The sequence below is a fragment of the Variovorax sp. Varisp46 genome, assembly GCF_059491885.1.
The window spans coordinates 5819986-5842722 of record NZ_CP168515.1 but is presented as its reverse complement, the minus strand read 5'-3'; the positions used below and the strand labels follow the sequence as shown (position 1 = coordinate 5842722).

The following is a 22737-nucleotide window of genomic DNA, read 5'->3' as shown; positions in this document are numbered from 1 at the left end:
TTCATTCCTCGCCGAAGTCCATCGCGCAGATCAATGCGGCACCCCGCTCGCCCGACGCGGAACTGGCCCACACCATCGACCATCGCCCCTTGCCGTAGCGCTTGCGATGGCAGATCGCGGCGATGGCAATGTGCAACGGAACGCCTGCTGCGCCGATATCACCCCAGCAGTCGGCCGGGGCGACGAAATCGCTGGCCGCTCGGAAGCGATCACCCTTTCGCAGCACCGTGAAGCCGTACTCGTCGGCACGATAGGGTTCGCCGTTGAGGTCGCAGAAAACGTTGTGTACGCATTCCTCCGGGGGCAATCGCCCGAGCGCCTGTTCGAAGGCCTCGCTCAGGCCATCGCCCACGCACACCTCACCGGTCCCGATGAGATGGGCTTCCTGGGCGACGCCAATCCCCACCACTTCACCCCAGGCGTCGAGCTGCCGCGCTCGCGCGAAGTCCCGCGAAGCCAGCAGCAGCGCGCCAGCCGCCTCGCCAGGCACGAAGCCCCATGCATTGTTGTCGGCACCTCCGCCGTGGAGTTGCCCGCATGCCTCAATCCATTCGAGCGTCTCTGGTGCCAGGGTGGAATCGACGCCGCAGACGAGGCACACGTCGACGGCACCAGCAAAGCAGTCTTGCACGGCCGCCTCGAGCGCGAGATGTCCGCCAGCGTGGCCCGCTTCAAAGGCCCGCGCGGTACCGAAGCGCCCGGGATATCGGCGCGACACCCACGCCAACAAAGAACCGGCCAGGTCGTGGGGCCGGCCCGGACGCGTGGGCGGCAGCGCCAGCGCGAGACCGCATCGCACCGATACGTCGTCGGCCGTGGATAGCACTCGCAGCGCACCGTCGATAGCCGGCAGCAGCAGCGCGGCACAACGGTCTGCAACGTCAGCCGATGCATCGATCCAGGCTGCGCGGGCCACGCGCATCGGTTCACCGGCGGTATCGATCACGAACGGATGCTCGCCGAAACCGCAGACTCCTGCGCGTACCGCGGCAGCGCTCGCGAAAACATCGCGCCCCACCGGCGTGCAACCGCCCAAGCCTACGATGCGCAATCCGTCGCCGCTCATGCGAAATCCTCTGAAGGTGTCTCGCCCAGGCGAACTAGCTGCTTTTCGTAAACGCGCGTCTTCTCCAGCTTGTGGACCTTGGGGTGACAGGGCAACGTGCTATGCCATACCAGCGACACACGCGCCGCATCGGGCTCAACAATCACCGTGTGCAGGCGCGGCGGCTCGTGCCGCTGGCGCGCGCCATTCGAAAAGAAAGTTTCCAGTCCCAGCACCACCCGCGGCAGTTCGAAGCTCAGCTGCGCCGCATGCGGCGACAAATGAATCAGCACTACCGGCTCGCCACCCCGCAGAAACTGCGGCGCCTGCTGGTCCACAGGCGCACTCTGGTAATGCCGATCATCTAAGTCCACCGGCAGCAGCGGCAACCGATCTCGCTGCCACGCTGCGTCATACGTCCCCGCGAACCCCGCCCGCGGCTGCCAGTGGTTGCACAGCGGCCCAAACCCCGCGGGCTCCGGCCGGTCGATCCACGTCCGCACGCATTGATCCGGGTACTCGATGTTCGGCAGCCGCATGCCCTCCGCATGCGCGGCCTCGAGCGCAAAGCCGGTGCCCACGGGGTTGCGCACGTCGAACTGCGGATTCGGCGCATCGCGCGTCCATGGATCGACACCGCCGTATGCGCGCTCCCACACCAGCGGCATCGTGCTGAAGGGTTCGGGCTCCGACGGCGAACCGCCCAGCCACACGCGGTCGCCCGTCACGCGCAGCCGCTTGGCGACAGGACCGACGCGCATGCCCACGTCGAGCTGCGTCACCGGCACGCCGACGGGCGCGTGCGCATGGCCGATCAGCAGCACGTCGGTCGTCAGCTTGGTGCGCACCAGGTCCATCTCGTAGAGCAGGCTCGGCTGGGGCGCGGACTCGTCGATGAAGACGGGTGCCTGCGCGACGGGCGGCTGTTGGGGCGCGATGCTCGTCTCGCCATCGGGCGAAATGTCGAAGCTGCACTTCACAGCCACGAGCCAGATCTCCGCCCCGTCGCGGTCGCGCACCCAGGTGCGTTCGGCGGCGTAGGGCGTGCGGTTGTCGAGCTGCCACATGGCACGCCCCTTCAGTTGATACCGACGTACGCGCCCTTGACGCGGTTGGCGCCGCGCGAGCGAGAGAGCACGTAGTTGCCGTTGATCAGCACCTTGCCCGCGCGCGTGAGCACGATGCTGGCCTCCCCGCAGCGCAGCTCGATGCGCTCGCGCGCCTGCAGCACGACGCGTTCGCCGTCCACGCGTGCATCGAGCGCCGGTGTTCCGGTGCGTGGCGGCTGCAAGCGCCCGACGATGACGGGATGCCGCACCTCGCCCTGCTCGAAGGCCACGACGATGGCCGCGCCCGCATCACCAGGCGCCAGCCCCACGGTCGAGAGCGCCTGCACCGGCGCCATGCCGTCGCCGAGCGTGACCAGGAAGCGCCCCTCGGCATCGAAGCCCGCGAAGGCGGCCACGGCCACGCCCTGGCCCGACAGCTTCGACCAGGCCGCCACGCTGTGCAGCACGCTGCGCGCGCTCTGGAGATCGGTGTGGTCTTCCACGGCTCAGTCCTCCCCCAGGTTGGAGCCCTTGATCTTGATCGAGCCCCCGGCCTTGAACGATGCAGTGCCGTCGGCCTTGATGGTGATCTTGGCGCCCTTGATGGTGATGCCGCTGGCATTCATGACGATCCTGCTGCCGCCCGCCTTGAGCATGATGGTGGGCGCCTCGACCATGCAGATCGCGCCCGCCTTGATCTTGATCGGCCCCTTCGATGTCTCGGCGATCACCGCCGCCGACAGCTTGTGCGGGCCGCCCACGCTGATCGACTGCAGCGCGCCCACGTTCACTTTCTGCACGCCGCCCACGCTCACCATCTGCGCCCCGCCAACGCTCACGGTCTGCACGCCCCCCACGTTGATGGCTTCGCCCGCACCCACGCTGTGCATGCGGCCCGCCCCCACGGTGTGCGCCTCGGCCACCGAGATGGTGGTGGTCTGCATGCCGTTGACTGTGTGGCTGCGCCCGCCGTTGACCGTCACGGTCTCGCCGCCGTTGACCGTTTCGGTGCGGTGGCCCGTGATGACGATGGTCTCGGTGCCGCCCACGGTCTCGCTGCGGTTGGCGCCGATCGACACGGTCTGATTGACGCCCACGTGCTGCTTCTGGTTGTTGCCCACGCTCTCCGAATCGTCCACGTCGATGGTGTCGGTGCGGCTGTTGTGCACGGTGGTCGTCTGGTTGTTCTCGACCGTGGTGTTCATGTCGTACTGGCCGTGGATGGTCACTTTCTCCTTGCCGGCGGTGTCGTCCATCGACAGCTCGTTGTAGCCCTTGCCCTTGTGTGTATTCGACTTGATGCCGCTCACCACGGCACCTGCCGGCAGGCCGAAGGGCGCCATCGACTCGCCGTTGTAGAAGCGCCCGATGACGATGGGCTGGTCGGGGTCGCCGTCGAGAAAGTCGACGATCACTTCCTGGCCGATGCGCGGAATGCTGATCGCGCCCCAGCTCTTGCCGGCCCAGGGATGCGACACGCGCACCCAGCACGAGCTGTTCTCGTCGTTCTTGCCGTAGCGGTCCCAGTGGAACTGCACCTTCACGCGGCCGTGCTCCTCGGTCCAGATCTGCTCGCCGCTGCGGCCCGTGACGATGGCGCTCTGGGGTCCGGGCATGGTCACGCGCGGCGTCAGGCGCGGCGGGCGCCAGGGCGTGTTCAACGGAATGACCGTGAGCAGAAAGCTGCTGCTCGCGCGCTGGCCGGTGCGCAGCGCCGGCGTCTCGGCGATCAGGTCGCTCACCAGCTCGCCCAGCCCGGCGTTGACGGGGTCGTCGGCCAGCACCTCGTGCAGCACGCTGTCGATCGGCCGCTGGCCCTCGGGAAAGTTCGCGCCCTCGTAGCCGGGGTGGCTCGCGACGAAGGTACAGGCCGCGATCAGGTAGTCGCCGTCGCGCTTTCCGTCGGGGTCGCCCTTGAACGAGAAGCTGCGCCCGGCGGTCACGTCGGGCCAGCCGGTCAGTGCCCAGTGGCGTTGCCGCCGGCCGACCAGCTCGTCGAGCCGCAGCTGCGCGAGGTTGTCGGTGTCGTCGCCCGACTGATAGCCACCCGGGAACTCGAACACTTCCAGGTCGGACAGCTCATGCGTGTCGGGGTCGCCCTTGTCCGCGTCCAGCTGCTTGCTGATGACCTTGAAGTCGCGATCGCGCGACGCGAATTTGCCCGAATCGAACTGCCGCGAGCTGACCCAGCGCGTGATTTCGTTGAAACGCCCCTCCGACGCGCCGCGCTCGACATGGTTCAGCGTGTCGGCAACCGGCAGTTTCTCGTGCGCCAGTGTGCTGGCGTCCGACAGATGCAGGGTGCCGGGCGCGTCGTGCGCGTCGAACCAGTAGTAGATGCCCTCTTCTTCCAGAAGGCGCGAAAGGAACTGGTAGTCGCTCTCCCGGTATTGCACGCAGTAGACGTGGGGTTCATGGCGCCCGACCACGCCGCCGGCCTTGATCTTCTTGAGGCTGCCGATGGGGCCGTCGTCCAGCACGGCGTCGATCACATCCAGTACCGGCTTGTTCTGCAGGATGCGCGCGTTGACGCGCTTGCTCAGCAGCCAGAACCACGAGCGCAGGCTGATGCGGTACTCGAGAAAGCGCCCGCTCTGCGACACGCGCGTGAAGCGCACGGCATGCCCCTGGCAGTGCCGCTTATGAGCGTCGCCGTCAGCATCGGCGAACTCGATCACGACATCGAAGGAGCGGCCCAGTATGTCCGCGGCATCGATGCTTTCGCTGTCGGTCAGCACGGTGAGTTCGTAGGCCGAGGGGCGCGCGAGCACCTCATGGCCCGCGATGCGCCAGAACATGAGCTTGTCGACGACGGGCGAATCGCCCTGGATGCTGAACTTGTGATCGGCCATGCCATGCACTCCCTCTTCGTGCTTCTTTGCGAACGATGCCGCTTCGCGGCCTCGCCGTGAAGCAGCCGTGTGGCCTATGGCGCCAGCAACAGCACCAGCGCCTGGCTCGGCACCGTGCGCACACCCGGGCAGTTCGTGCTGTTCTGCAGCGACACGCTGGTCAGCCGCGTGGCCGGCATGCCGCAGAAGAGCACGGTGAACGCCGCCGTCAGGTGCCGGCTCGGCCCCATCACCGTGCCCGAAGCCACGCCCATCAACACGCCGGCGTTGTCGCCGTTCGTCATCGGGATGGTGGTGCCGAGGTTGTGCGCCGGCATGCCCATGATCAGGATGGTCGGGCAGTTCGGGATCGCCATCGGCCCCATCGCGATGTTGGGATAGGGCACGGGAATGGGCGACGGCGCGGCCGGCGTGATGCAGACGTCGGGAAAGCCCATGTCCATCCCCATCATCTGGCAGTTGGCGAACATGGCGCGCTCCTTCAACCGAAGTGGATCTGGCCGCCGCGCGCCTTGACGAGCTTCTCGCCGTTCACCAGCGCATGCTCGCCCGACAGGCGCAGCAACTGCTGCGCCTCGCATTCCACGTGCGTGGCCTGCACGCGGTCGATACCTTCTGTCGTGCGCAGGTGATGGCGGCTGAAGTGAGTGACCCGGTCGAACACGGTCGACAGCACCGCCCCCACCAGCTTGACCGCGGTACCGATGACGCGCAGGTTCCGGCCCATGAGCTCGGCGTCCTCGGCGCAGACGCTGGCCTTGTCCGTCTTCAGCGAGAACGCAGCCGCCTCCAGCGACAGCGTCTGCGCGGCCAGGCTCAGCGCGCCGCCCTCGACCGCGAACCGGGTATCGCCACGGCAGCTCAGCACGTTGGCTACGCCCTCTTCGCGCTGCAGCACCGCCAGCACCCAGACCTCGTCGGGCGCCACCAGCAGGCAGGCGACGGTGTCGCCGGCGGCCGGCTCGAGCAGGCAGCTCGCGGCGCGCCGGCCGCGTGCACGCAAGCCGCCACTGGCCACGCTGAAGCCTTGCGCGTCGCTGCCGGTGATCAGGCCGACGCAGCTTTGCGCCGGCGTGGCCGGCGAGGTGTCGCGCGCGGATGCGCGGCGGCGGGCAGAGGGAGTGATGGTGGTCATGGTCGTCTCCGGAAGATCAGGCGCTGGCTGTCCAGCGCTCGGCGCGGTCCAGCTCGGGGTCGGTTTCGAGCGCGCGGGCGCGGTCGGTCATCTGGGCGCCGGCCGCCTTCGCGCCATGCAGGCAGGTCCGCAGCATCGTGGCCTGGCGCAGGTCGGCGTTGACGAGGTCTGCGTGCCGGAAATCTGCGTAGGTGAGTTCGGCGCCCGCCAGGCTGGCACCCGCCAGTTGCGCATGGGCGAAATGGCATTGGTAGAGATCGGCGCCATCGAAGCGCGCCGCCGGAAAGCGGCCGCCCGTGAAGAGCGCCTGGCGCAGCCGGGCCTGCGAGAAGTTCGCCTGCTCGCCCTGCGCGTCGCAGAACAGCGCGTTGGGGCCGACCGCATGGCTGAAGTCGGCCCGGTCGAGGGTCGCGCCCTGGAAGTTGCATTGCCGCAGCGAGACGCCCGAAAAATTCGCCTCGCTGAGATCGGCAAAGGAAAACTGGCAGCCGTCGAGCGCCAGTCCCTCGAAGGACTTCCGGCGCAGCGCGGTCTTGCTGAACGTCGCGCGGGTCATGCGCGCGCCCGCCCAGGTGAGCTGCGACAGGTCGCACTGCAGCACGCAGGTATGTTTCCATTCGCTGCCGTCGGCGTTGACGTCGATCAGGGAACAATCCGTGAACACCGCAGACTCGAGCGCGGCTTCCGACAGGCTCGCGTGGTCGAGCCGGCAGCGCGAGAACGTCGCCATGCCCATCCAGGCCTGCGCGAACTGGGCATGGCTCAGGCTGCATTCGCTGAAGGTCGCGCCATGCAGGTGTGCGTTGCGGAAATCCGCGTGGGCCAGCTCACACTGGTGGAACACCGCGCGACGCAGATTGGCGCCGTTGAACATCGCGCCCGTGAGGTGGCAGCGGTCGAACACGGTCTCGCGGCCATCGGCTTCACGGAGGTCGACTTCGTCGAGCTGCGCCTTCGTGAACACGCCACCGCCGATGAAGGTCTTCGCGAAGCGGCCCTTGCGCAGGTCGAGTCCGTCGATGGTCTCTCCCATGCCGATGGCAAGCGTGAGGTGTTCGGCTTTCACTGGGTGTTCTCCGTCGCCCCGTTCAGATCGGGTGGGCCGCCGCATGGCGCGCCTGCTGCTCGGGCGTGAGCCGCGGCCAGGTGCGCACCCGCTCCAGCAGCGCGCCATCGAATCGCACGTCGCCGTCCAGCTTCGTGCGGGAGATGTCGGCGCCGAAGAAGTTGGCGTTGCGCAGATCGGCGCTGCGCAGGTCGGCATGCTGCAGCATGGCGTCCTTGAAGTTCACGCCCGCGAGGCGAGCCCCGGTCAGCACCGCCTTGCGCAGCAGCGTGCCTTCGGCAACGGCCAGGCGCGCGTCGCAACCCGCAAGGCGCGCCGCACCGAGGTTCGCGCCGTTCAACTGCGCCCTGACCAGCGTGCACCCGCGCATCTCGACCTCGCCCAGGTTGGCGCCGCGCAGGCTGGCTCGCGACAGGTCGGCTTCGGTGAGCGAGCAGTCCTTGGTGAAGACCGCGCCATCGAGTTGGGCGCCGGCCAGCCGTGTGCGGTCGAGCCGGCAGGCGACGAAGCTGGCGCCGGCCAGCCGCGCACCGCGCAGGTCGGTTTCGCTCAGGTCGCACTCGACCAGCGTGGCGCCCGCAAGGTTCGCCTCGCCGGCCTGCAGCCCCCGCATGTCGAGCTTGTAGAACAGGTTGTTGCCGGCTTCGACACCGCTCCAGTCGGCCGGGCCCCACGTGGTCTCGAGCAGGTTCGCGCCAGCGATGTCCGCGCGCCGCAGGCTGGTCTGCGCGAGTTGGCAGTGCATCAGGACGGCGCCCTGGAGTTGGGCCTGGTCGAACACCGCGCCCGCCAGCCGGGCACGGCCCAGGTTGGCATGGGTGAAGGTGGCACCGATGGCGATCGTGCCCTGCAGCCCGGCATGCGCGAGCACGGCCCGCGTGAAGTTCGCACCGGACACGTTCGAACCCTGCAGGTTCGCGCTCTCGAGCCAGGCGTCGGTGAAGTCGACGTCGCGCAAATCCAGCGCCGACAGGTCGGCACCGGTGAGGTCGATGCCGGGAAAGCTGCGCAGCCCCTTGCCCAGCATCCATTGCATCAGGGAGCGCCCGCCGGCCGCCACCTCGCCTTGCTGCGCATAGGCCGGCGGCTGGAGGTGCGCCGCCTGCAGGTAGCCCAGGCGCTCGGCGCCTTCGCGCTGGGCCAGTTGCCGGGCGACGACGCGCTGGTCGAAGGCCAGGCCCTCCGCGCGCTGCGCGTCGAGCTCGGCCAGATGGGCTTCGGCGTTGTAGCGTGGCGGCCCGCGGTGCGCAAGCTTCGCCATGTCGACCTGGCCCGCCTCTTCCATGTCGAGCACGCGCTGGACCTGCCCGACCATCTCCTCGATCGCGGCCCAGCGCGAGGCCTCGGCCTCCTGCTGCCTGGCCTTGAGGTAGGCCGGGAGCTCGGCCATGCTGCGTTTCTTCTCGGGCGGCGGCAGCACCATGCCCAGTGCGTCCGGGTCCTTGCCCTGCGCGCGCAGGGCCTCGCGCGCAAGGGCGATGTCGACCTCTGCGCGCTGGCGTTGCGCCTGGCCCTGCAGTCCCTCCATCGCGAAGGCCTGTTCGGCCTGCTCGGCCTCCGGGTCGCAGGTGTCGATGCCTTCGGGCAGCAGGTCCGTGTCGTTCAGCGCCTCGAGGCCGCCGTGCTTCGGATCACTGCGCCGGGCCAGCACGTCGATGTAGTGCGCGTCGGATTTGGGGGCACCCAGCCGCTCGACCGCGCCGAGCAGGTGCACGATGTCGGCGCCATCGTCCTCCGCGCATTCGGCCATCCCATGGAACACCAGCACCAGACGCTCCGCATGCGGGAAGAACCACACGGTGGTGAGCCGCATCGGCACCTCGCGCAACTTGTGGTCGCCGGACGCGCCCCGCGCGTAGTTGACGAAGGTGCGCACGCGCAGGCCCGGCAACCGGCCCTCGATGTGGCGCTGCGTCGGATGCAGGTTGTCGAGCGCGTAGGGCTCGTCCCCGCGCAGCGCTTCGCCAAGCCACTGGTCCTTCGGCGCCATGTTGAAGTGCTTCCAGTCGAGGTCCGGCGGAAAGCCCGGCGCATGCGTCTTGAGGTAGTCGGCGTCGTAGCTTCCGCGGTACGCGATGCGCTGCGGATGCGTTGAATCGAGCGGTCCATAGCCGGCCGGCACCACCTCGGACCGTGGCGACAGAACGCGCGAGCCCGGCAGCTCGAGGTTCGGCAGGAAGCGCACGCCTGCGCCAGCCGCGCGCCCCTTGCCCAACGGGTTCGGCGCGAAGTCGCTGCCGCCATAGGCATTGGTCCAGTCGAGGTCGATCTTCCCGGGCACTGCCGCCGGTGCCGCGCGCGGCTCGTCACCGTCCCACCACCGGTCGCCGAAGGCGAGCACGGTCTTCTGCGTTCCGGCGAGCCGGACCCGCACGGCGCAGTCCGGCGACGAGCCGGCCGGGTCGGGCCACGCATGGCCGTGCACCAGGAACTCGGGCGTGAGCTTCGCCACGCCTTCGTCGAGCAGCGGCAGGGCCATCTCGCGGCCCACGAAGTTCCACATCGACTGTTCGCCCCAGAGCCGTCCGCTTGCGCCTTGCTCGAACGGCAGGTACAGGCAGTGCGTGACGCACAGGCCGTAGCGTTTGCGGTATTCGATCGCGCGGCTCGAGAAGCCGAGCGACATGGGCTTGCAGACCTGCATCAGCTGCCCACCGGATTGGAGCCACCGCTGCCGCCCTGGGGACCGGGAGACTTGCCCGCAGCCGGCATGGCGGCATCCCACGCCTTGTCCGCGGCTTCGCCGACGCCCTTGGTGTGGTCGTCCACGAACCCGGCGGCCTTGGTCGCCGCACCCGGCAGGTAGTTGCCTCCCAGTTGCGAGCCAACCGCGGCACCCGCCGCGGCGCCGAGCGGCCCACCCGCCACGAATCCCACCGCCGCACCCACGCCAGCCCCGACGGCCGTGCCGACTTGCCGCTGCCGGCGGTCCGCGCTGTCGGCCAGGGCATTGAGCTTGGTCTGCAGCCCCGGCAGTTCGGGAATGTCCTTGGCGGCATCGCGCAGCGCCTGCGCCGCATCGGCGTACTGCTTCATGGTCGCCGCGGCATCGCCGAGGCCGAGCACGCCCGCCACCAATCCGCCCAGCGCACCGACCACGGCCGCGCCGGCGGCCCCGCCCGCGCCGGCACCGGGCTGGATGATCTTGACGGCCGTGCACTCGATGTCGGCCGGCGTGTTGGTGAGGTCCAGCGCGGCCACGTTGTGCATCTGCAGCGCGGCGCAGTTCTCCATCTGGATCGCCAGCGCGTTGTCGATGCTCACGCCGAGGAAGTTGCTCATCTGCAGCCCCATGAAGGTGCTGCGCGCCATGCCCATGTTGGCTTCGCTGGACGACCCGATGTAGCCGCTCGAGTTGGAGCCCAGCACCGTGGTGTTGGAGCCCATCGAGGTCGCATTGATGTTCGCGTAGGCCATCAGGTCGATGTCGGCGCCCGCCACCAGCTTGATGCCGGCGCTCGATGCGATGGTGTGCGAGCCGGTTGCGACGTCCTTGCGTGCGCCCCCCGCCGTCACGCTGATGTCGCCCGATGCGCCGAGCTTGGTCGCCGAAGTGGTGACGCTCATTTCGCCCGTGGTGACGGCCAGCGAGGCCGAGCCGTGCACTACCGGGCCCGACACGCCGATGGTCTGGCCGACGCCGACGGTGCGGAGTTCGCCGAGCACCGACACGTCGGTACGGAAACCCTTGGTCTGGGTGAGCAGGTTGCCGGTCACCAGCAGCGCATAGTCCTTGCCGATCTTGCTGGTGTTGTAGCCGTGGATCTCCACGTCCTGATTCTTGCCCACCACGTGCGTCTCGAATTTCTTGACCGTGACGTGGCGATCGTTTTCCACCGTGAGGCTCTGGTCGTGGCCGACGCTGGTGGAATCGTCCACCTCGACCGAGGTCGACATGTTGCGCTCGGCATGGATGTTGACCAGCTCGGAGCCCTTCTGGTCCTCGAACATGATCTCGTTGTAGTTCGAGGGGCTGCCGCCCGGCGTCGAGCGCGTCCTGAAGCCGCTCTGCGTGGCCGACTTGTAGGGAATGCCTTGCTCGTCGTTGTAGACGCGGCCCACGATGATCGGCCGGTCGGGGTTGCCGTTGATGAAGTCGACGATCACTTCCTGGCCGATGCGCGGCGCGAAGTAGCCGCCCCATCCCTTGCCGGCCCAGGGCTGCGAGACCCGCACCCAGCAGGTGGACTTCTCGTCGCTCTCGTCGTAGCGGTCCCAGAAGAAATGCACCTTGACGCGGCCGAACTCGTCCACGTCGTGCTCCTTGCCCTTGGCACCGACCACGATGGCGGTCTGCGGCCCCGGCATGACCACGCGCGGCGTGAGGCGCGGTGGACGGAACGGCATGTCCATGGGCAGCACCGTGAGCAGGAAGGCGCAGCCGCCGCGCACGTCGGGCATGCGCGCAATCAGCGCCTCGAGGACGGCGCGCGTGTCGGCACCGACGGCGTCGTCGTCCAGTGCCTCGCGCAACGTGAGCGCCAAGGGCTCGGGAGCGTCGCCGATGTGCAGGCCCTCGTAGCCCGGATGGCTCGCGACGAAGGTGCAGGCCGCGATGAAATAGTCGCCGTCGCGCGTGCCGTCGGGGTCGCCCTTGTAGGCGAAGCTGCGGCCGGCGGTCACGTCGGGCCATGCGGTGAACGCCCAGTGCCGGTCGCGCCGTGCACCCAGCTCCTCGGCGCGCACCTTGGCGCTGCTCTCGGCATCCTCGCCGCTGAAGTAGCCGCCCGGAAAATCGAAGGCCTCGAAATCCGCCAGTTCGTGGTCGTCGGCCGCGTCGACGTTGGCACCCAGCGTCTTGTTGATGGCCTTGAAGTCGCTGTCGCGGCTCGCATGCTTGCCGGTGTCGAACTGGCGCGCGCTGACCCATTGGGAAATCTCGTTGAAGCGCGCCTCGCTCGCATTGCCGGCCATGTGGTTCAGCGTGTCGGCCACGGGCAGTTTGTCGTGCGCGATGTCGCTGGCGTCGGACAGATGCATCGTGCCGGGCGCGTCGTGCGCATCGAACCAGTAGTAGATGCCCTCGTCCTCGAGCAGGCGCGACAGGTAGCGATAGTCGCTCTCGAGGTGCTGCACGCAATAGCGGCGAGGCTTGTGGGCACCGATCACCTTGCCCGGCTTGGTCTTCTTGAATCGCTTGATCGGGCTGTCCTCGAAGACGGCGTCGAGCACCTCGAGCACCTTCTTGTCCTGCAGGATGCGAGAGTTGCTGCGCTTGGTCAGCAGCCAGAACCACGAGCGCAGCGCGATGCGGTACTCGAAGTAGCGGCCGGCCGCCTGCACGCGCGTGAAGCGCACCGCATGTCCCTGGCAATGCCGCTCGTGCGTGCCGCCATCCGAATCCAGGAATTCGATCACCACGTCGAAGGCACGCCCGAGGATGTCCTTCGCATCGATGGCCCGGTTCTTCGAGAGAACCGTGAGCTCGTAGAACGACGGGCGCGCGAGCGCTTCATGGCCGACGATGCGCCAGAACATCAGGTCGTCCTTGGCGGGGGAGTCGGTCTCTATGCGGAACTCGTTGTCGGCCATTTTTTTCTCTTTGGAACTTATTGGCGCTTGTTCGGGGTGCGTGCACAGGCCACCGGGTACTCCCCTGCGCGAATGTCCCCCGGGCTTCGCCCTCCTCCCTTATTTCGCTGCGGGGAGCACCCGATGCCGTGTGCACGATGGGCGCTGCCGTTGTTTCGCTCGATCAACAAGTGCTCTGAACGATCACGCCGATGGGGTGCCTTGCGCAGCGAAATAAGGGAGGAGGCCGCGGGCCGGGGGACATTCGCGGAGCAAGGTACCCCGTCGGCGTGATCCCACCGCGACCAATGCACAACGCAAACTGAAGAGCAGACTTTCATTTCAGTCGAAGGCATAAGTGAAGTCGGCATCCTTCACGTCGAGTGCCACCCGGCGGATCTCCCCACCCGACGCCAGCCGCTGCAGGTACTCGACCGAGATCGTCGGCAGCACGGTGTTCGTCAGGATCGCGTCGATCACGCGCCCGCCCGACTCCGGGTCCTGGCAGCGCGCAACCACCTGCTCGACCACCGCCTCGCTGTATTCGAAAGGCACGCCGTGGTTGGTCTCCACGCGCTTCTTGATGCGGCCCAGCTGCAGCCGCACGATCTTCTTCATCATCTCGGGCGACAGCGGGTAATAGGGAATGGTGACGATGCGGCCCAGCAGCGCGGGCGGGAACACCTTCATCAGCGGCGCCTTGAGCGCATCGGCCAACGCATTGGAATCGGGCAGCAGCTCGGGGTCGCGGCACATGCTCATCACCAGCTCGCTGCCGGCGTTGGTGGTCAGCAGGATGATCGTGTTCTTGAAATCGATCATGCGGCCCTCGCCGTCTTCCATCCAGCCCTTGTCGAACACCTGGAAGAAGATCTCGTGCACGTCGGGGTGGGCCTTCTCCACTTCGTCGAGCAGCACCACGCTGTACGGACGGCGGCGCACCGCCTCGGTCAGGATGCCGCCCTCGCCGTAGCCCACGTAGCCCGGCGGTGCGCCCTTGAGCGTGGAGACCGTGTGCGCCTCCTGGAACTCGCTCATGTTGATGGTGATGATGTTCTGCTCGCCACCGTACAGCGCCTCGGCCAGCGCGAGCGCGGTCTCGGTCTTGCCCACGCCCGAGGTGCCGCAGAGCATGAACACACCGATGGGCTTCTGCGGGTTGTCGAGCCGCGCGCGCGAGGTCTGGATGCGGCGCGCGATCATCTCCAGGCCGTGCTTCTGGCCGATGACGCGCTGGTTGAGCGTGTCGGCGAGCTTGAGCACGGCTTCGACTTCGTTCTTGACCATGCGGCCGACGGGAATGCCGGTCCAGTCGGCGACGACCGAGGCCACCGCCTGCTCGTCGACCGAGGGCAGGATGAGCGGCGACTCGCCCTGCACCGCGTGGATCTTGGCCTGCAGCTCGTGCAACTCCTCAAGCAGCGCGGCACGGTCTTCGCTCCCTCCCCCGCTGGGGGAGGGCTGGGGTGGGGGCACGTCGGCCTTGGCATCACCGCCGGCCGGCGCATCGACCGGCTTGTTCCCCGCCCGCAGCTTGGCGCGCAGTTCGAGCAGCCGGTCGACCAGTCCCTTCTCTTCCTTCCACCGCGCATTGAGCCCTTCGAGCTGGGTCTTCGATTCGTCGAGCAGCCCCGCTACCTGCGCCGCGCGCTTGGTCACATCGATGCCGATGGCCTCCTCGCGCCCGATGATTTCCTGCTCGACCGTGAGCCCCTCGATGCGGCGCATGCAGTCTTCCACCTCGGGCGGCGTCGCGTGCTGCGACACGGCCACGCGCGCGCAGGCGGTGTCGAGCAGGCTCACGGCCTTGTCGGGCAGCTGGCGCGCGGGAATGTAGCGGTGGCTCAGCTTCACCGCCGCCTCGATGGCCTCGTCGAGCAGCTGCACGCGGTGGTGCTTCTCGAGCACGCTGGCCACGCCGCGCAGCATCAGGATCGCCTTGGTCTCGTCGGGCTCGGGCACCTGCACGACCTGGAAGCGGCGGGTGAGCGCCGGGTCTTTCTCGATGTATTTCTTGTACTCGGCCCAGGTGGTGGCGCCGATGGTGCGCAGGTTGCCGCGCGCCAGTGCCGGCTTGAGCAGGTTGGCCGCGTCGCCGGTGCCGGCCGCGCCGCCCGCGCCCACCAGCGTGTGGATCTCGTCGATGAACAGGATGATGGGCGTGGGCGAGCTCTGCACCTCGTCGATCACCTGCCGCAACCGCTGCTCGAACTCGCCCTTCATGCTCGCGCCGGCCTGCAGCAGGCCGATGTCGAGCGTGAGCAGCTTCACGTCCTTCAGCTGCGGCGGCACGTCGCCACGCGCGAGCCTCTGCGCGAAGCCCTCGACCACGGCCGTCTTGCCGACGCCCGCCTCGCCGGTCAGCAGCGGGTTGTTCTGGCGGCGGCGCATGAGGATGTCGACGATCTGGCGGATCTCCTCGTCGCGCCCGGTCACCGGATCCATCTCGCCCTTCTTCGCCTTCTCAGTGAGGTCGACCGCGAACTTCTTCAGCGCATCGCCCTTGCCCATTGCGGCCGGCGCCATCGCGCCCGAGTCTTCGCCGGGTGCGCCGCTGCCCATGCCGGTGCCGTCCTGCGCGCGCATCTGCGCTTCGGGCGAGGCATCGCAGATCTTGGCGAAGTTGTCCGCCAGGTCTTCGACCTTGACCTTCTCGAACTGCTTCGACAAGCCGAACAGCGGGTTGCGCAGGCTCTGCGTCTTGAGCATGCCCACCAGCAGGTAGCCGGTGCGCACCTGTGCCTCGCCGAACTGCAGCGTGGCGTAGGTCCAGGCGCGCTCGATGGCGTTCTCGATGTGCGGCGAAAAGTCGCTGATGGCGGTGGCGCCGCGCGGCAGGCGGTCGAGCGCGGCGGTCATGTCTTTCGCGATGACCGACACGTCGAGCCCGTAGTGCTGGATCACGCGGTGCAGGTCGGAGTCCTGCGCCTGCAGCAGCTGGGCGAACCAGTGCTCCAGCTCCACGTACGGATTGCCCCTCATCTTGCAGAACACGGTGGCGCCCTCGATGGCCTTGTAGGCCAGCGCGTTGAGCTTGCCGAAAAGGGCGGTGCGGCTGATTTCACTCATGAGGGACTCCGTATCTCTTCTGAACGAATGAAGATGGGTTGATTGAAAGGCTGGCTGCCGATGCGCACCTCCGCTGCGTCGCGCGAACGTGTGCGCTGCCCGAGCCACGAGACCCAGCCGAGGCGCGGCCCGTTGCCCTTCGCATCGCCGAGGCGCGTGAGCGGCACCTGCGTCTTTTCGAGCACGAGTTCGGCGTCCCACTCCAGCTCGTCGCCCAGCAGTTGCTGCATCCAGCGCTGCAGCACGGGCCGTGCGTTGCCGATCGGCAGGAACATGCGGTACTGGTCGAGCGTGAGCGGCCCCAGGTGCAGCCGCACGCGGTGCTGGCGGTCCCAGGCGCGGGTGCCGAGCATGGCGCCCATGCCCATCGAGCGCGAACTCTCGCCCCGCCCCAGCCGCGTGAGCTCCCCGGCCGGCAGGCTCATCCAGTGGCCGACCCAGCGCTCCAGCTTCACGGGCACGCCGAAGTAGCTGCACAGCACCGACTCCACGCCCTCCACGTTGTGCACGCGGCGCGCGAGCCAGCCCGAGAAATGCAGGCGCGCGTCGTCATGGATCTCGTCGCGGTCCACGCGGCCCGGCGTGCCGATGCCGATCAGCGCGCCGATCTGCAGGCGGAAGCGGTCCTCGCCCGGCCGGTCGAGCGCCACGGCCGGCCGCGACTGCGCCCAGGCGCGATAGAAGTGCAGCGAGAAACGGTGCGAGAAGCTGTCGAGAAAGGCCAGCCACGTCGGGTCGCCGTGGTTCAGGCTGCGCTCGCGGATGAAGTCGCTCAGGTGCACCGGCAGCGGGCCGTTGGGGCCGATGTAGCCGAAGAACTGCTGGCGCAAGCGTGGCGGTGAATGCGCAGTGGCGGGCTCGAAGCGGCTGAAGCTCGCGGGAGCGAACGACAGCGAAGGCTCCTGCCCCACACGCACCGGTTCGGCGTTCGGCAACAGGGCACGGCCCCAGCGCGGCGTGGTCTTCGCGACCGATTCGAGCCGCCGCATCACCGCGAAATAGTCGAAGGCCCACGGCTGCGCCGACCACTCGCGCAGTGCGGCGTCGACCCGCGCACTCACAGAATCTGGCGCGTCCCGCACAGCGGCCTCCAGCGCATGGTCTCGCCCTTGCCTGCGATGCGCAGCACGGTTTCGACGAAATGATTCACCTCTACATGGCGCGACAGGAAGCGCGCGAGCACAGCGCCGAACAGGAACGCGCTGTGGCCGTGGAAGGCGTCCTTGTCGACTTCAAGCGTCACTTCGAGCCCGCGCCCGAAGGCGATCGGCCCTTTGAGCGGCAGCCTGCGCGCGACGGGCCTGCACTTCACCGACAGCAGCCCGCGCACCTGGCCCTGGCGCATCTCGTCGGCATGCACGGCATAGAGCATCAGCGTCTCGCGCAATGCGGCGGCGCCCTGCTCCGGCGTGCTGTCGGACAGCGACAGGTAGTTGAGCGCGAGGTGGTCGACCACGCGCCACCCCAGCCCCTGGCTCACTACCGGCGACACCGGCCGCGACGGCCCGCGCACCATGCGCACGCGCTGCACGGGGAAGGAATCGACGCAGTCGAAGTCGTTCTCGCGGCCCAGCGGCATGAGCAGCGGCAGGTCGCGGTTGGTGCACAGCGCGGTCACCGCCAGCTGCCGCAGCGTGGCCGCATACGGCGCCTGCTGCGGATCGACGATCTGCATGTAGACCTCGGAGCCAATGTGGCTGCTGCGGTTGCCCTCGGTGCGCTGGCGCACCGACAGCATGCGCGGCTCGCGCGTGGTGGTGAAGTAGGCCGGGTGGCTCGTGCGGCTGCCGTGGAAGGCCGAGTAGAAGGGCCTGAACGGCTGCTCGACCGCCGCCGCATCGGCACCGGGCGCGCCATGGCCGATGACCTCGGTGACGGTGTGCACCTCGAAGTCCTGCGGCCGCGTGCGGTCGGGCACGAGGTGGAACTGGCTCACGCCCTCGGTCATGGCCACGCGGTCGAGCCGCTTGGTGAAAAGGTTGACGGCGGGCACGCAATGCAGCTGCACGTTGTCGGCGCTCACGAGCTTTTCGAGCGCCGCGTCGCCGCGCGAGAACAGCAGCACGATCTCGACATCGGTCACCGGCATCGTGGCCAGCAGCGCCTCGAGCCCGCCGATGCGCACGAACTGGAAGCGCTGCGCAAACGCGAAGTACTCCTGAAGCAGGCGAAAGCCCGAGAAGCCGGTGGCAGTGGCGGGCAGCAGCGCCTCGTCGTCCTCGAAGCCGACCGCGCCGATGGCGCTGGCGGGCAGGCTCTGTGCCGCGCCCTGCAAGGCACCACTCGGTGCCAGCGGCCGCACCAGCACGCCGACGGGCTGGCCCAGCGCGCATTCGTGCAGCTGCCAGGCCACGTCTTCGGCGCCTCCGAAGTGCAGCACGAGGTCGTCAAGCGCGATCTGGCTGAAGTTCAGGCCGGCCGTGGCGCGCAGCGCGATGCGCAGGCCGCCGCGGATGGCGCGCGACTGCGGGTGCGTGTTGAGTGGCAGGTCGGGGGCGTAGGTGAAGTACTGCGCACGCTGCACCTCGATGGGCCACACGCGCAGCGCGCTGGCCGTGCGGAATTCGCAATGCGTGTTCTGCCCCACGGCCTGCCGCGCACGCAGGCCGCTGCCGCGTGGCAGGCTCGGGCCGGTCGCGAGGTTCGCGTCGTCGGGGTCGGGCACGAAGGACACGACCACCATCGCCGGCGTCGGCGCGAGGAAGTGCGGATAGACGATGTCGAGCAGGTGGCCCGTGAAGCGCGGGTACTCGGCGTCGAGCTTCAGGCCCACGCGCGCCGACAGGAACGCGGTGGCCTCGATGAGCCGCTCCACGTAAGGGTCGGCCACCTCCTGGCCCTCGATGCCAAGTCGATGCGCGATCTTCGGGAACGCGCGCGCGAACTCGGCAGAGCTTTCGCGGAAGTAGCGCAGTTCCTGTTCGTACAGACTCAGCAGCCTGGGGTCCATCTCTTCACTCCAGGAAGGCGGCCGCCGCCGGGCCGCCCCAAGGCGGGCCGCGCCTCCCCCTCGGGGGGTGGCGAATTACACGAAGCGCAGCGCAGTGAAAAGCCGGGGGGCTCATAACTTCTGCGCCATGTCCACGATCTCGATGCGTCCTTCTTCCAGGTCTACGCGGCTTCGCATCAGGAACTCGAGCGGTACCGGCTGCGCCCACAGCATGCCGCGGATCTGCAGGCCGATGCTGTTGTGGGAGTCCAGTGCCGGGCCTTCCATGACGAGTTCCACTTCGAGTGTGCGGGACAAAATGCGCGGCTCGAACTGCAGGATTGCGTTCTTCAAAGCCTGTTCCATGCTGACACGCTGCACCGACGAGGTGAACTGGCCAGACAGCATAGGCAATCCGTAGTTGATGACCGAGCGTGCGGCATTCGGGTACTGCCTGTCGTCCATCGCAAGGCCGTAGCCGGTGGCGTTGAACAGCCAGCCGAGGTCGCGCAGCACGGCCTGGCGCAGCGCCTGCTTGGTCAGCGTGCGCTTCTCGTCGCTCTCGCGCTTCTCGTCGGGCGCGTTGTCGACGAGGCGGTCGAGCAGCGAAGGCTGCAGCCGCTCCTGCGCGGTGAGTTCAGCCACCGGCGCTGCTTTCGCCGCCCTCGGGCGTGAACAGGATCTCGCGCACGTCCATCAGCGCGTACTCGCCCGCGTCGCTGCCGAGCACGCGCTGGCCATGGCCGGCCCAGACCTCGGGGCGCAGTTCGCGCCACTCGGTCTTGCGCGCAAGAAGCAGCTCGCCGTCCTTGGTCTTCTCGGTGCCTTCGTAGCGCGTGGGAATCAGCGCAAGCGTTTCGCCGCCGTTCTCGAACTGCAGGTGCGCGGGCATCCACACGCAGTCGCGCAGGTCCTCGGGCGGCTCGATCTTGATGTGCGCGAGGCGCGCGTACGGAATCCAATAGTACTTGCCGTTGACGAAGGCTTCGAGCACCGGCCCCAGGCGCATGTCGGCATCGGCGAGCCACTCGAAGGGCGCGCCGTCGATGGTGCCGCTGATGGCGGGCGCACCGTCGAAGGCGCGCTGGCGCAGGTCCTCGGCCAGCTCGCTTTCTCCGCGGCCCTGGCGCAGCAGCGACTCGATGAGCAGCGCCAGCCACTCGTCGGGCTGGCCGAAGATCATCGGCGTGCGCGTGCCGGCGAACACTTCGGCGCGCAGGCCCTCGCAGCGCACGGCCTCGCCGTAGACCTGCTTCATGGGCACGGCGAGCGCGTCGAGTTCGGCCGCCACGCTGAGCTGGTTCAGCGCGCGCTCCCATTGGCCGAGCACGCACAGCAGCTGCGCCATGAAGACGCGGTGCTTGCTGTCTGCGGGCCTGGCGCGCACGTCGTCGCTCAGGGCCTTGAGGGCGGCGGCCGGGTCGGCGGCCTTGAGGAGTTCGGCGGCGGTCGTCATGGTGTGCGGCTCCTGGATGTGGCGGCGTTCAGGCGCGGGTGAACTGGCATTCGCGCACCGCGCCGCGCAAGCCGGTGGTCTTCTGCGGCGCCGACTTGACCTTCACCGTGCGGTAGCTGATGGAGACCAGCTCCGAGGGCACGCCCCAGTGGCCGCCGGAGTTGAGCACCAGCCGGCAGATGCGGGCGTTCTCCAGCACCAGCTCGAAGGTCGACTGCGCATCGGGCGAGCGCTCGTCGCCGCCGGCCTTGAAGGCGCTGATGACGACCTTCAGGTCTTTCTCCTGCGTGCGCAGCAGGCTGGCGAGCGTGGCGGTGGCCGCGTCGCTGCGGCGCGCGACGATCAGGTTGTTGGGCACGACCTGGTTCTGGCTGGACGACTCGGGCACCTGCACCGACCAGTAGTAACCGCCGATGTTCAGCCGCGCCTTGCCGTCGTCGAAGGAGCGGTCGAGCTCGGCTTCGACGGGCGCGCCCTTGTTCTCGATCAGCATGACAAGGTCGGTTTCCGCGGAGCCGGTGCCGATCAGGTCGTAGAACTGCCGGGCGTCTTCAGGGCTCCAGGAGCCGTCGTCGAGAAATGCCATATCACCTCCGGGGTGCGAAAGAAAAAAGGTTGAACCGAAATCGCATGCGCCGGCTTCATGGCCGGGCTCCGCCGTCCGCAGCGCCGCTTCTGCGCAGCAAGGCCGCGAACACCTGCCGCTCGCCACTCTCGGCCGGCGGCTGGCCGCCGCGCACGCGCACTTCCGACACCTCGGCCTGTGCGTAAGCCACGCCGAACAGGCGTGGCGCGCTGTAGGGCGTGGCGGGCACGGCCATGACCAGCAGGCGCGCATCGCCGGCGGCGTCGAGCCAGGGCAGGTCGAAGCGCTTGACTGAGGGCTGCTCGGTCGTGCCGCGCTTGAAGCGGTTGGTTTCGCCGAGCTCGTCGGGGTAGACCGACTGCAGGTTGCCGCGCGCATCGATGCCGGCGATGACGAGGTCGAGCGAGCGGCCGCTGGTGTTGCGCACGGTCAGGCGCACGCGCTCCCCGGCGCGCGGCGATGGCAGCATGGCTGCAGCCTGAACGACGGGCACGCTGCGCAGCAGCCGATCGGCGCTCCAGACCTCGAGCGTCGCATCGAAGCCGTCGAGCTGGCCGTCCTTGCCATAGGCCTGCAGCTGCGCGAGCCACTTGAGCTGCGCCAGGGCCTGCAGGCGGCGGCGCAGGGCAGCGGTGTCGGGCAGCACCACGGTGGAGACCGTCGCGCCGAGCATCGGCGCGAGCAGCTCGAGGCGCTGTCCCGGGGGGCCGAGGTCGGTCCAGCGCACGTCGGCGGTGGCCGCGTCGTCGGCCCGGCGGATCGCCGCCGGATAGTCGAGGCTGAGGCCGGCGGGCAAGGGCTTGTCGGCACGCACGCGCAAGGCGGTGGCGGCCGGCTCGGTCATGGGCGTGACGCTCCAGAACGCGCTGCCCGACACGTCCTTCAACGCCGCGGGTACAGCGAGCCACGCGCCGCCGAGCTTGATCTGCGCCACCGTGGCCGGCGCGCTGCGCACGGCGCCGTCGTCGAGCGTCGCGATCACACGCAGCTCCTGCTGCTGTGCAAGGCCATCGAGCAGGCCGGCCTTGATGGCCAGGCTGTCGCCGCTGCGCTGCGCGCGCCACACGGGGCGCGTGGACGCGGGCGCGCCGCTGTTGGCGAACAGCGGCGCATCGAGGTTGCCTTCGGCCACCGGGGACGGCAGCTCGCGCGTGGGAAAGCGCTGTGCGAGTTCATCGATGACCGGCGGGTACAGCGCGAGCACGCCGTCGAACAGGTCGCGCCAGGTGGCGGGCTTGCGCGACAGCGCCTCGACCATGGCCCAGGTCAGCAGGCCCTGCGGCCGGGCGTTGCGCGCCTTGCGCGGCAGGCGCAGCTCGGGCGTGATCTGGTGGCTCTCGGAGGCGAAGAAGGCGACGTAGCGGGCGCGCGGCACGGCTTCGGCCGGTATGGGCGGCGTCAGGGGCCGTACCGGCGCTGCACCGCCAGTCAGTTGGGTCGCGCGCAGGCCGCGCCAGCGCACCTCGTCGTCGCTCGGGCCCTCGGCGGTGGCGGGTGCATCGGCGGTGCCGCGCGTCATGGAGTTGGCAGAGCAGGTGTCGAACACCGAGGCGACGAACACGTTCTTCGCGAGGAAGGACTGGATCCATGCATCGAAGTCGGCGTCGCGCAGGTCGCCCGTGAGCACGTTGTCGCTGCCCAGCGTGCCGCGCACGTCGCGCGCGAGGAAGTTCTCGGAGAGGCCATCGGGCTCCTGGTAGCGCTTGGCGATGTCGCGCAGCCGGGTGCCGTGGCCGGAGAAGTACAGCAGCACGAAGTCGCCGCTTCCCGACTGCGCAAGCAACTTGGCAAGAGCCTCGTGGATGGCCTGCGATTCGGGCAATGCGGCGCCATTCACGCCGTCGGCGAGCATGGCGATGTCGGACGCCGCGAAGCCCTGCTTGAGCAGCGCATCGCGCATCAGCATCACGTCGTTGCGCGGCGCTTGCAGCCACAGCGCCTGCGGCTGGTTGGCGAGTTCGGAGACGCCGACGAGCAGCGCGCGCGGGGTGGCGAAAGCAAGGGTGCAGCAGGCGAGCAGCCACAGCACGAGCAGCACC

16 protein-coding genes are annotated in these 22737 nt (G+C 68.6%); all 16 read right to left on the bottom strand.

The annotated features are described in order from the left end of the window. Position 1: 1 nt before the first annotated feature. Positions 2-1066: a beta-ketoacyl synthase N-terminal-like domain-containing protein gene (locus tag ACEN9N_RS27545; RefSeq protein WP_413314933.1), complete on the bottom strand. Its 1065-nt coding sequence runs from the start codon at positions 1064-1066 to the stop codon at positions 2-4. Further along, positions 1063-2112: a DUF2169 family type VI secretion system accessory protein gene (locus ACEN9N_RS27540; RefSeq protein ID WP_495654995.1), complete on the bottom strand. Its 1050-nt coding sequence runs from the start codon at positions 2110-2112 to the stop codon at positions 1063-1065. Before ACEN9N_RS27540 ends, ACEN9N_RS27545 begins: the two co-directional genes overlap by 4 nt. A gap of 11 nt (positions 2113-2123) precedes the next feature. Then, complete coding sequence (locus tag ACEN9N_RS27535) at positions 2124-2597, bottom strand: DUF6484 domain-containing protein (RefSeq protein ID WP_495654994.1); 474 nt, start codon at positions 2595-2597, stop codon at positions 2124-2126. A 3-nt stretch (positions 2598-2600) separates the two neighbouring features. Further along, entirely contained in the window at positions 2601-4946 is a 2346-nt protein-coding gene (locus ACEN9N_RS27530; protein WP_495654993.1) for a type VI secretion system Vgr family protein, read from the bottom strand. Between the two features lie 74 nt (positions 4947-5020). Beyond that, complete coding sequence (locus tag ACEN9N_RS27525; protein WP_007830901.1) at positions 5021-5416, bottom strand: DUF4150 domain-containing protein; 396 nt, start codon at positions 5414-5416, stop codon at positions 5021-5023. A gap of 11 nt (positions 5417-5427) precedes the next feature. Further along, a complete protein-coding gene (locus ACEN9N_RS27520) occupies positions 5428-6081 on the bottom strand; it encodes a DUF3540 domain-containing protein (RefSeq protein ID WP_495654992.1) in 654 nt (217 codons plus the stop codon). 16 nt (positions 6082-6097) lie between these two features. After that, complete coding sequence (locus ACEN9N_RS27515) at positions 6098-7147, bottom strand: pentapeptide repeat-containing protein (protein ID WP_495654991.1); 1050 nt, start codon at positions 7145-7147, stop codon at positions 6098-6100. Positions 7148-7169: 22 nt separating this feature from the next. After that, a complete protein-coding gene (locus ACEN9N_RS27510) occupies positions 7170-9773 on the bottom strand; it encodes a DUF2169 family type VI secretion system accessory protein (RefSeq protein WP_495654990.1) in 2604 nt (867 codons plus the stop codon). 17 nt (positions 9774-9790) lie between these two features. Continuing rightward, positions 9791-12679: a type VI secretion system Vgr family protein gene (locus tag ACEN9N_RS27505; RefSeq protein ID WP_007830891.1), complete on the bottom strand. Its 2889-nt coding sequence runs from the start codon at positions 12677-12679 to the stop codon at positions 9791-9793. Positions 12680-13000: 321 nt separating this feature from the next. Next, a complete protein-coding gene (tssH, locus tag ACEN9N_RS27500) occupies positions 13001-15727 on the bottom strand; it encodes a type VI secretion system ATPase TssH (RefSeq protein WP_413314925.1) in 2727 nt (908 codons plus the stop codon). Then, positions 15724-16788, bottom strand: a complete 1065-nt coding sequence (tssG, locus tag ACEN9N_RS27495; RefSeq protein WP_413314924.1) for a type VI secretion system baseplate subunit TssG — start codon at positions 16786-16788, stop codon at positions 15724-15726. Before tssG ends, tssH begins: the two co-directional genes overlap by 4 nt. Continuing rightward, the gene (gene tssF / locus ACEN9N_RS27490; protein WP_495654989.1) at positions 16785-18677 is read right to left on the bottom strand and encodes a type VI secretion system baseplate subunit TssF; all 1893 of its coding nucleotides are present in this window, start codon (positions 18675-18677) and stop codon (positions 16785-16787) included. The genes tssG and tssF overlap by 4 nt, the downstream gene beginning before the upstream one ends. Positions 18678-18788: 111 nt before the next feature. After that, the gene (gene tssE, locus ACEN9N_RS27485; RefSeq protein ID WP_007833351.1) at positions 18789-19301 is read right to left on the bottom strand and encodes a type VI secretion system baseplate subunit TssE; all 513 of its coding nucleotides are present in this window, start codon (positions 19299-19301) and stop codon (positions 18789-18791) included. After that, the gene (locus ACEN9N_RS27480; RefSeq protein ID WP_495654988.1) at positions 19294-20112 is read right to left on the bottom strand and encodes a type VI secretion system accessory protein TagJ; all 819 of its coding nucleotides are present in this window, start codon (positions 20110-20112) and stop codon (positions 19294-19296) included. The genes tssE and ACEN9N_RS27480 overlap by 8 nt, the downstream gene beginning before the upstream one ends. A gap of 28 nt (positions 20113-20140) precedes the next feature. Continuing rightward, the gene (locus ACEN9N_RS27475; RefSeq protein WP_007833348.1) at positions 20141-20698 is read right to left on the bottom strand and encodes a type VI secretion system tube protein Hcp; all 558 of its coding nucleotides are present in this window, start codon (positions 20696-20698) and stop codon (positions 20141-20143) included. A gap of 55 nt (positions 20699-20753) precedes the next feature. Continuing rightward, positions 20754-22727, bottom strand: a complete 1974-nt coding sequence (locus ACEN9N_RS27470; RefSeq protein ID WP_495654987.1) for a caspase family protein — start codon at positions 22725-22727, stop codon at positions 20754-20756. Positions 22728-22737: the final 10 nt, after the last annotated feature.

Excerpts from the sequence above, each read along its gene's own strand:
- ACEN9N_RS27545 (WP_413314933.1), bottom strand. The coding sequence starts at position 1,066 with ATGAGCGGCGACGGATTGCGCATCGTAGGCTTGGGCGGTTGCACGCCG.
- ACEN9N_RS27540 (WP_495654995.1), bottom strand. The coding sequence starts at position 2,112 with ATGTGGCAGCTCGACAACCGCACGCCCTACGCCGCCGAACGCACCTGG.
- ACEN9N_RS27530 (WP_495654993.1), bottom strand. The coding sequence starts at position 4,946 with ATGGCCGATCACAAGTTCAGCATCCAGGGCGATTCGCCCGTCGTCGAC.
- ACEN9N_RS27525 (WP_007830901.1), bottom strand. The coding sequence starts at position 5,416 with ATGTTCGCCAACTGCCAGATGATGGGGATGGACATGGGCTTTCCCGAC.
- ACEN9N_RS27520 (WP_495654992.1), bottom strand. The coding sequence starts at position 6,081 with ATGACCACCATCACTCCCTCTGCCCGCCGCCGCGCATCCGCGCGCGAC.
- ACEN9N_RS27510 (WP_495654990.1), bottom strand. The coding sequence starts at position 9,773 with ATGTCGCTCGGCTTCTCGAGCCGCGCGATCGAATACCGCAAACGCTAC.
- ACEN9N_RS27505 (WP_007830891.1), bottom strand. The coding sequence starts at position 12,679 with ATGGCCGACAACGAGTTCCGCATAGAGACCGACTCCCCCGCCAAGGAC.
- tssH (WP_413314925.1), bottom strand. The coding sequence starts at position 15,727 with ATGAGTGAAATCAGCCGCACCGCCCTTTTCGGCAAGCTCAACGCGCTG.
- tssF (WP_495654989.1), bottom strand. The coding sequence starts at position 18,677 with ATGGACCCCAGGCTGCTGAGTCTGTACGAACAGGAACTGCGCTACTTC.
- ACEN9N_RS27480 (WP_495654988.1), bottom strand. The coding sequence starts at position 20,112 with ATGACGACCGCCGCCGAACTCCTCAAGGCCGCCGACCCGGCCGCCGCC.
- ACEN9N_RS27475 (WP_007833348.1), bottom strand. The coding sequence starts at position 20,698 with ATGGCATTTCTCGACGACGGCTCCTGGAGCCCTGAAGACGCCCGGCAG.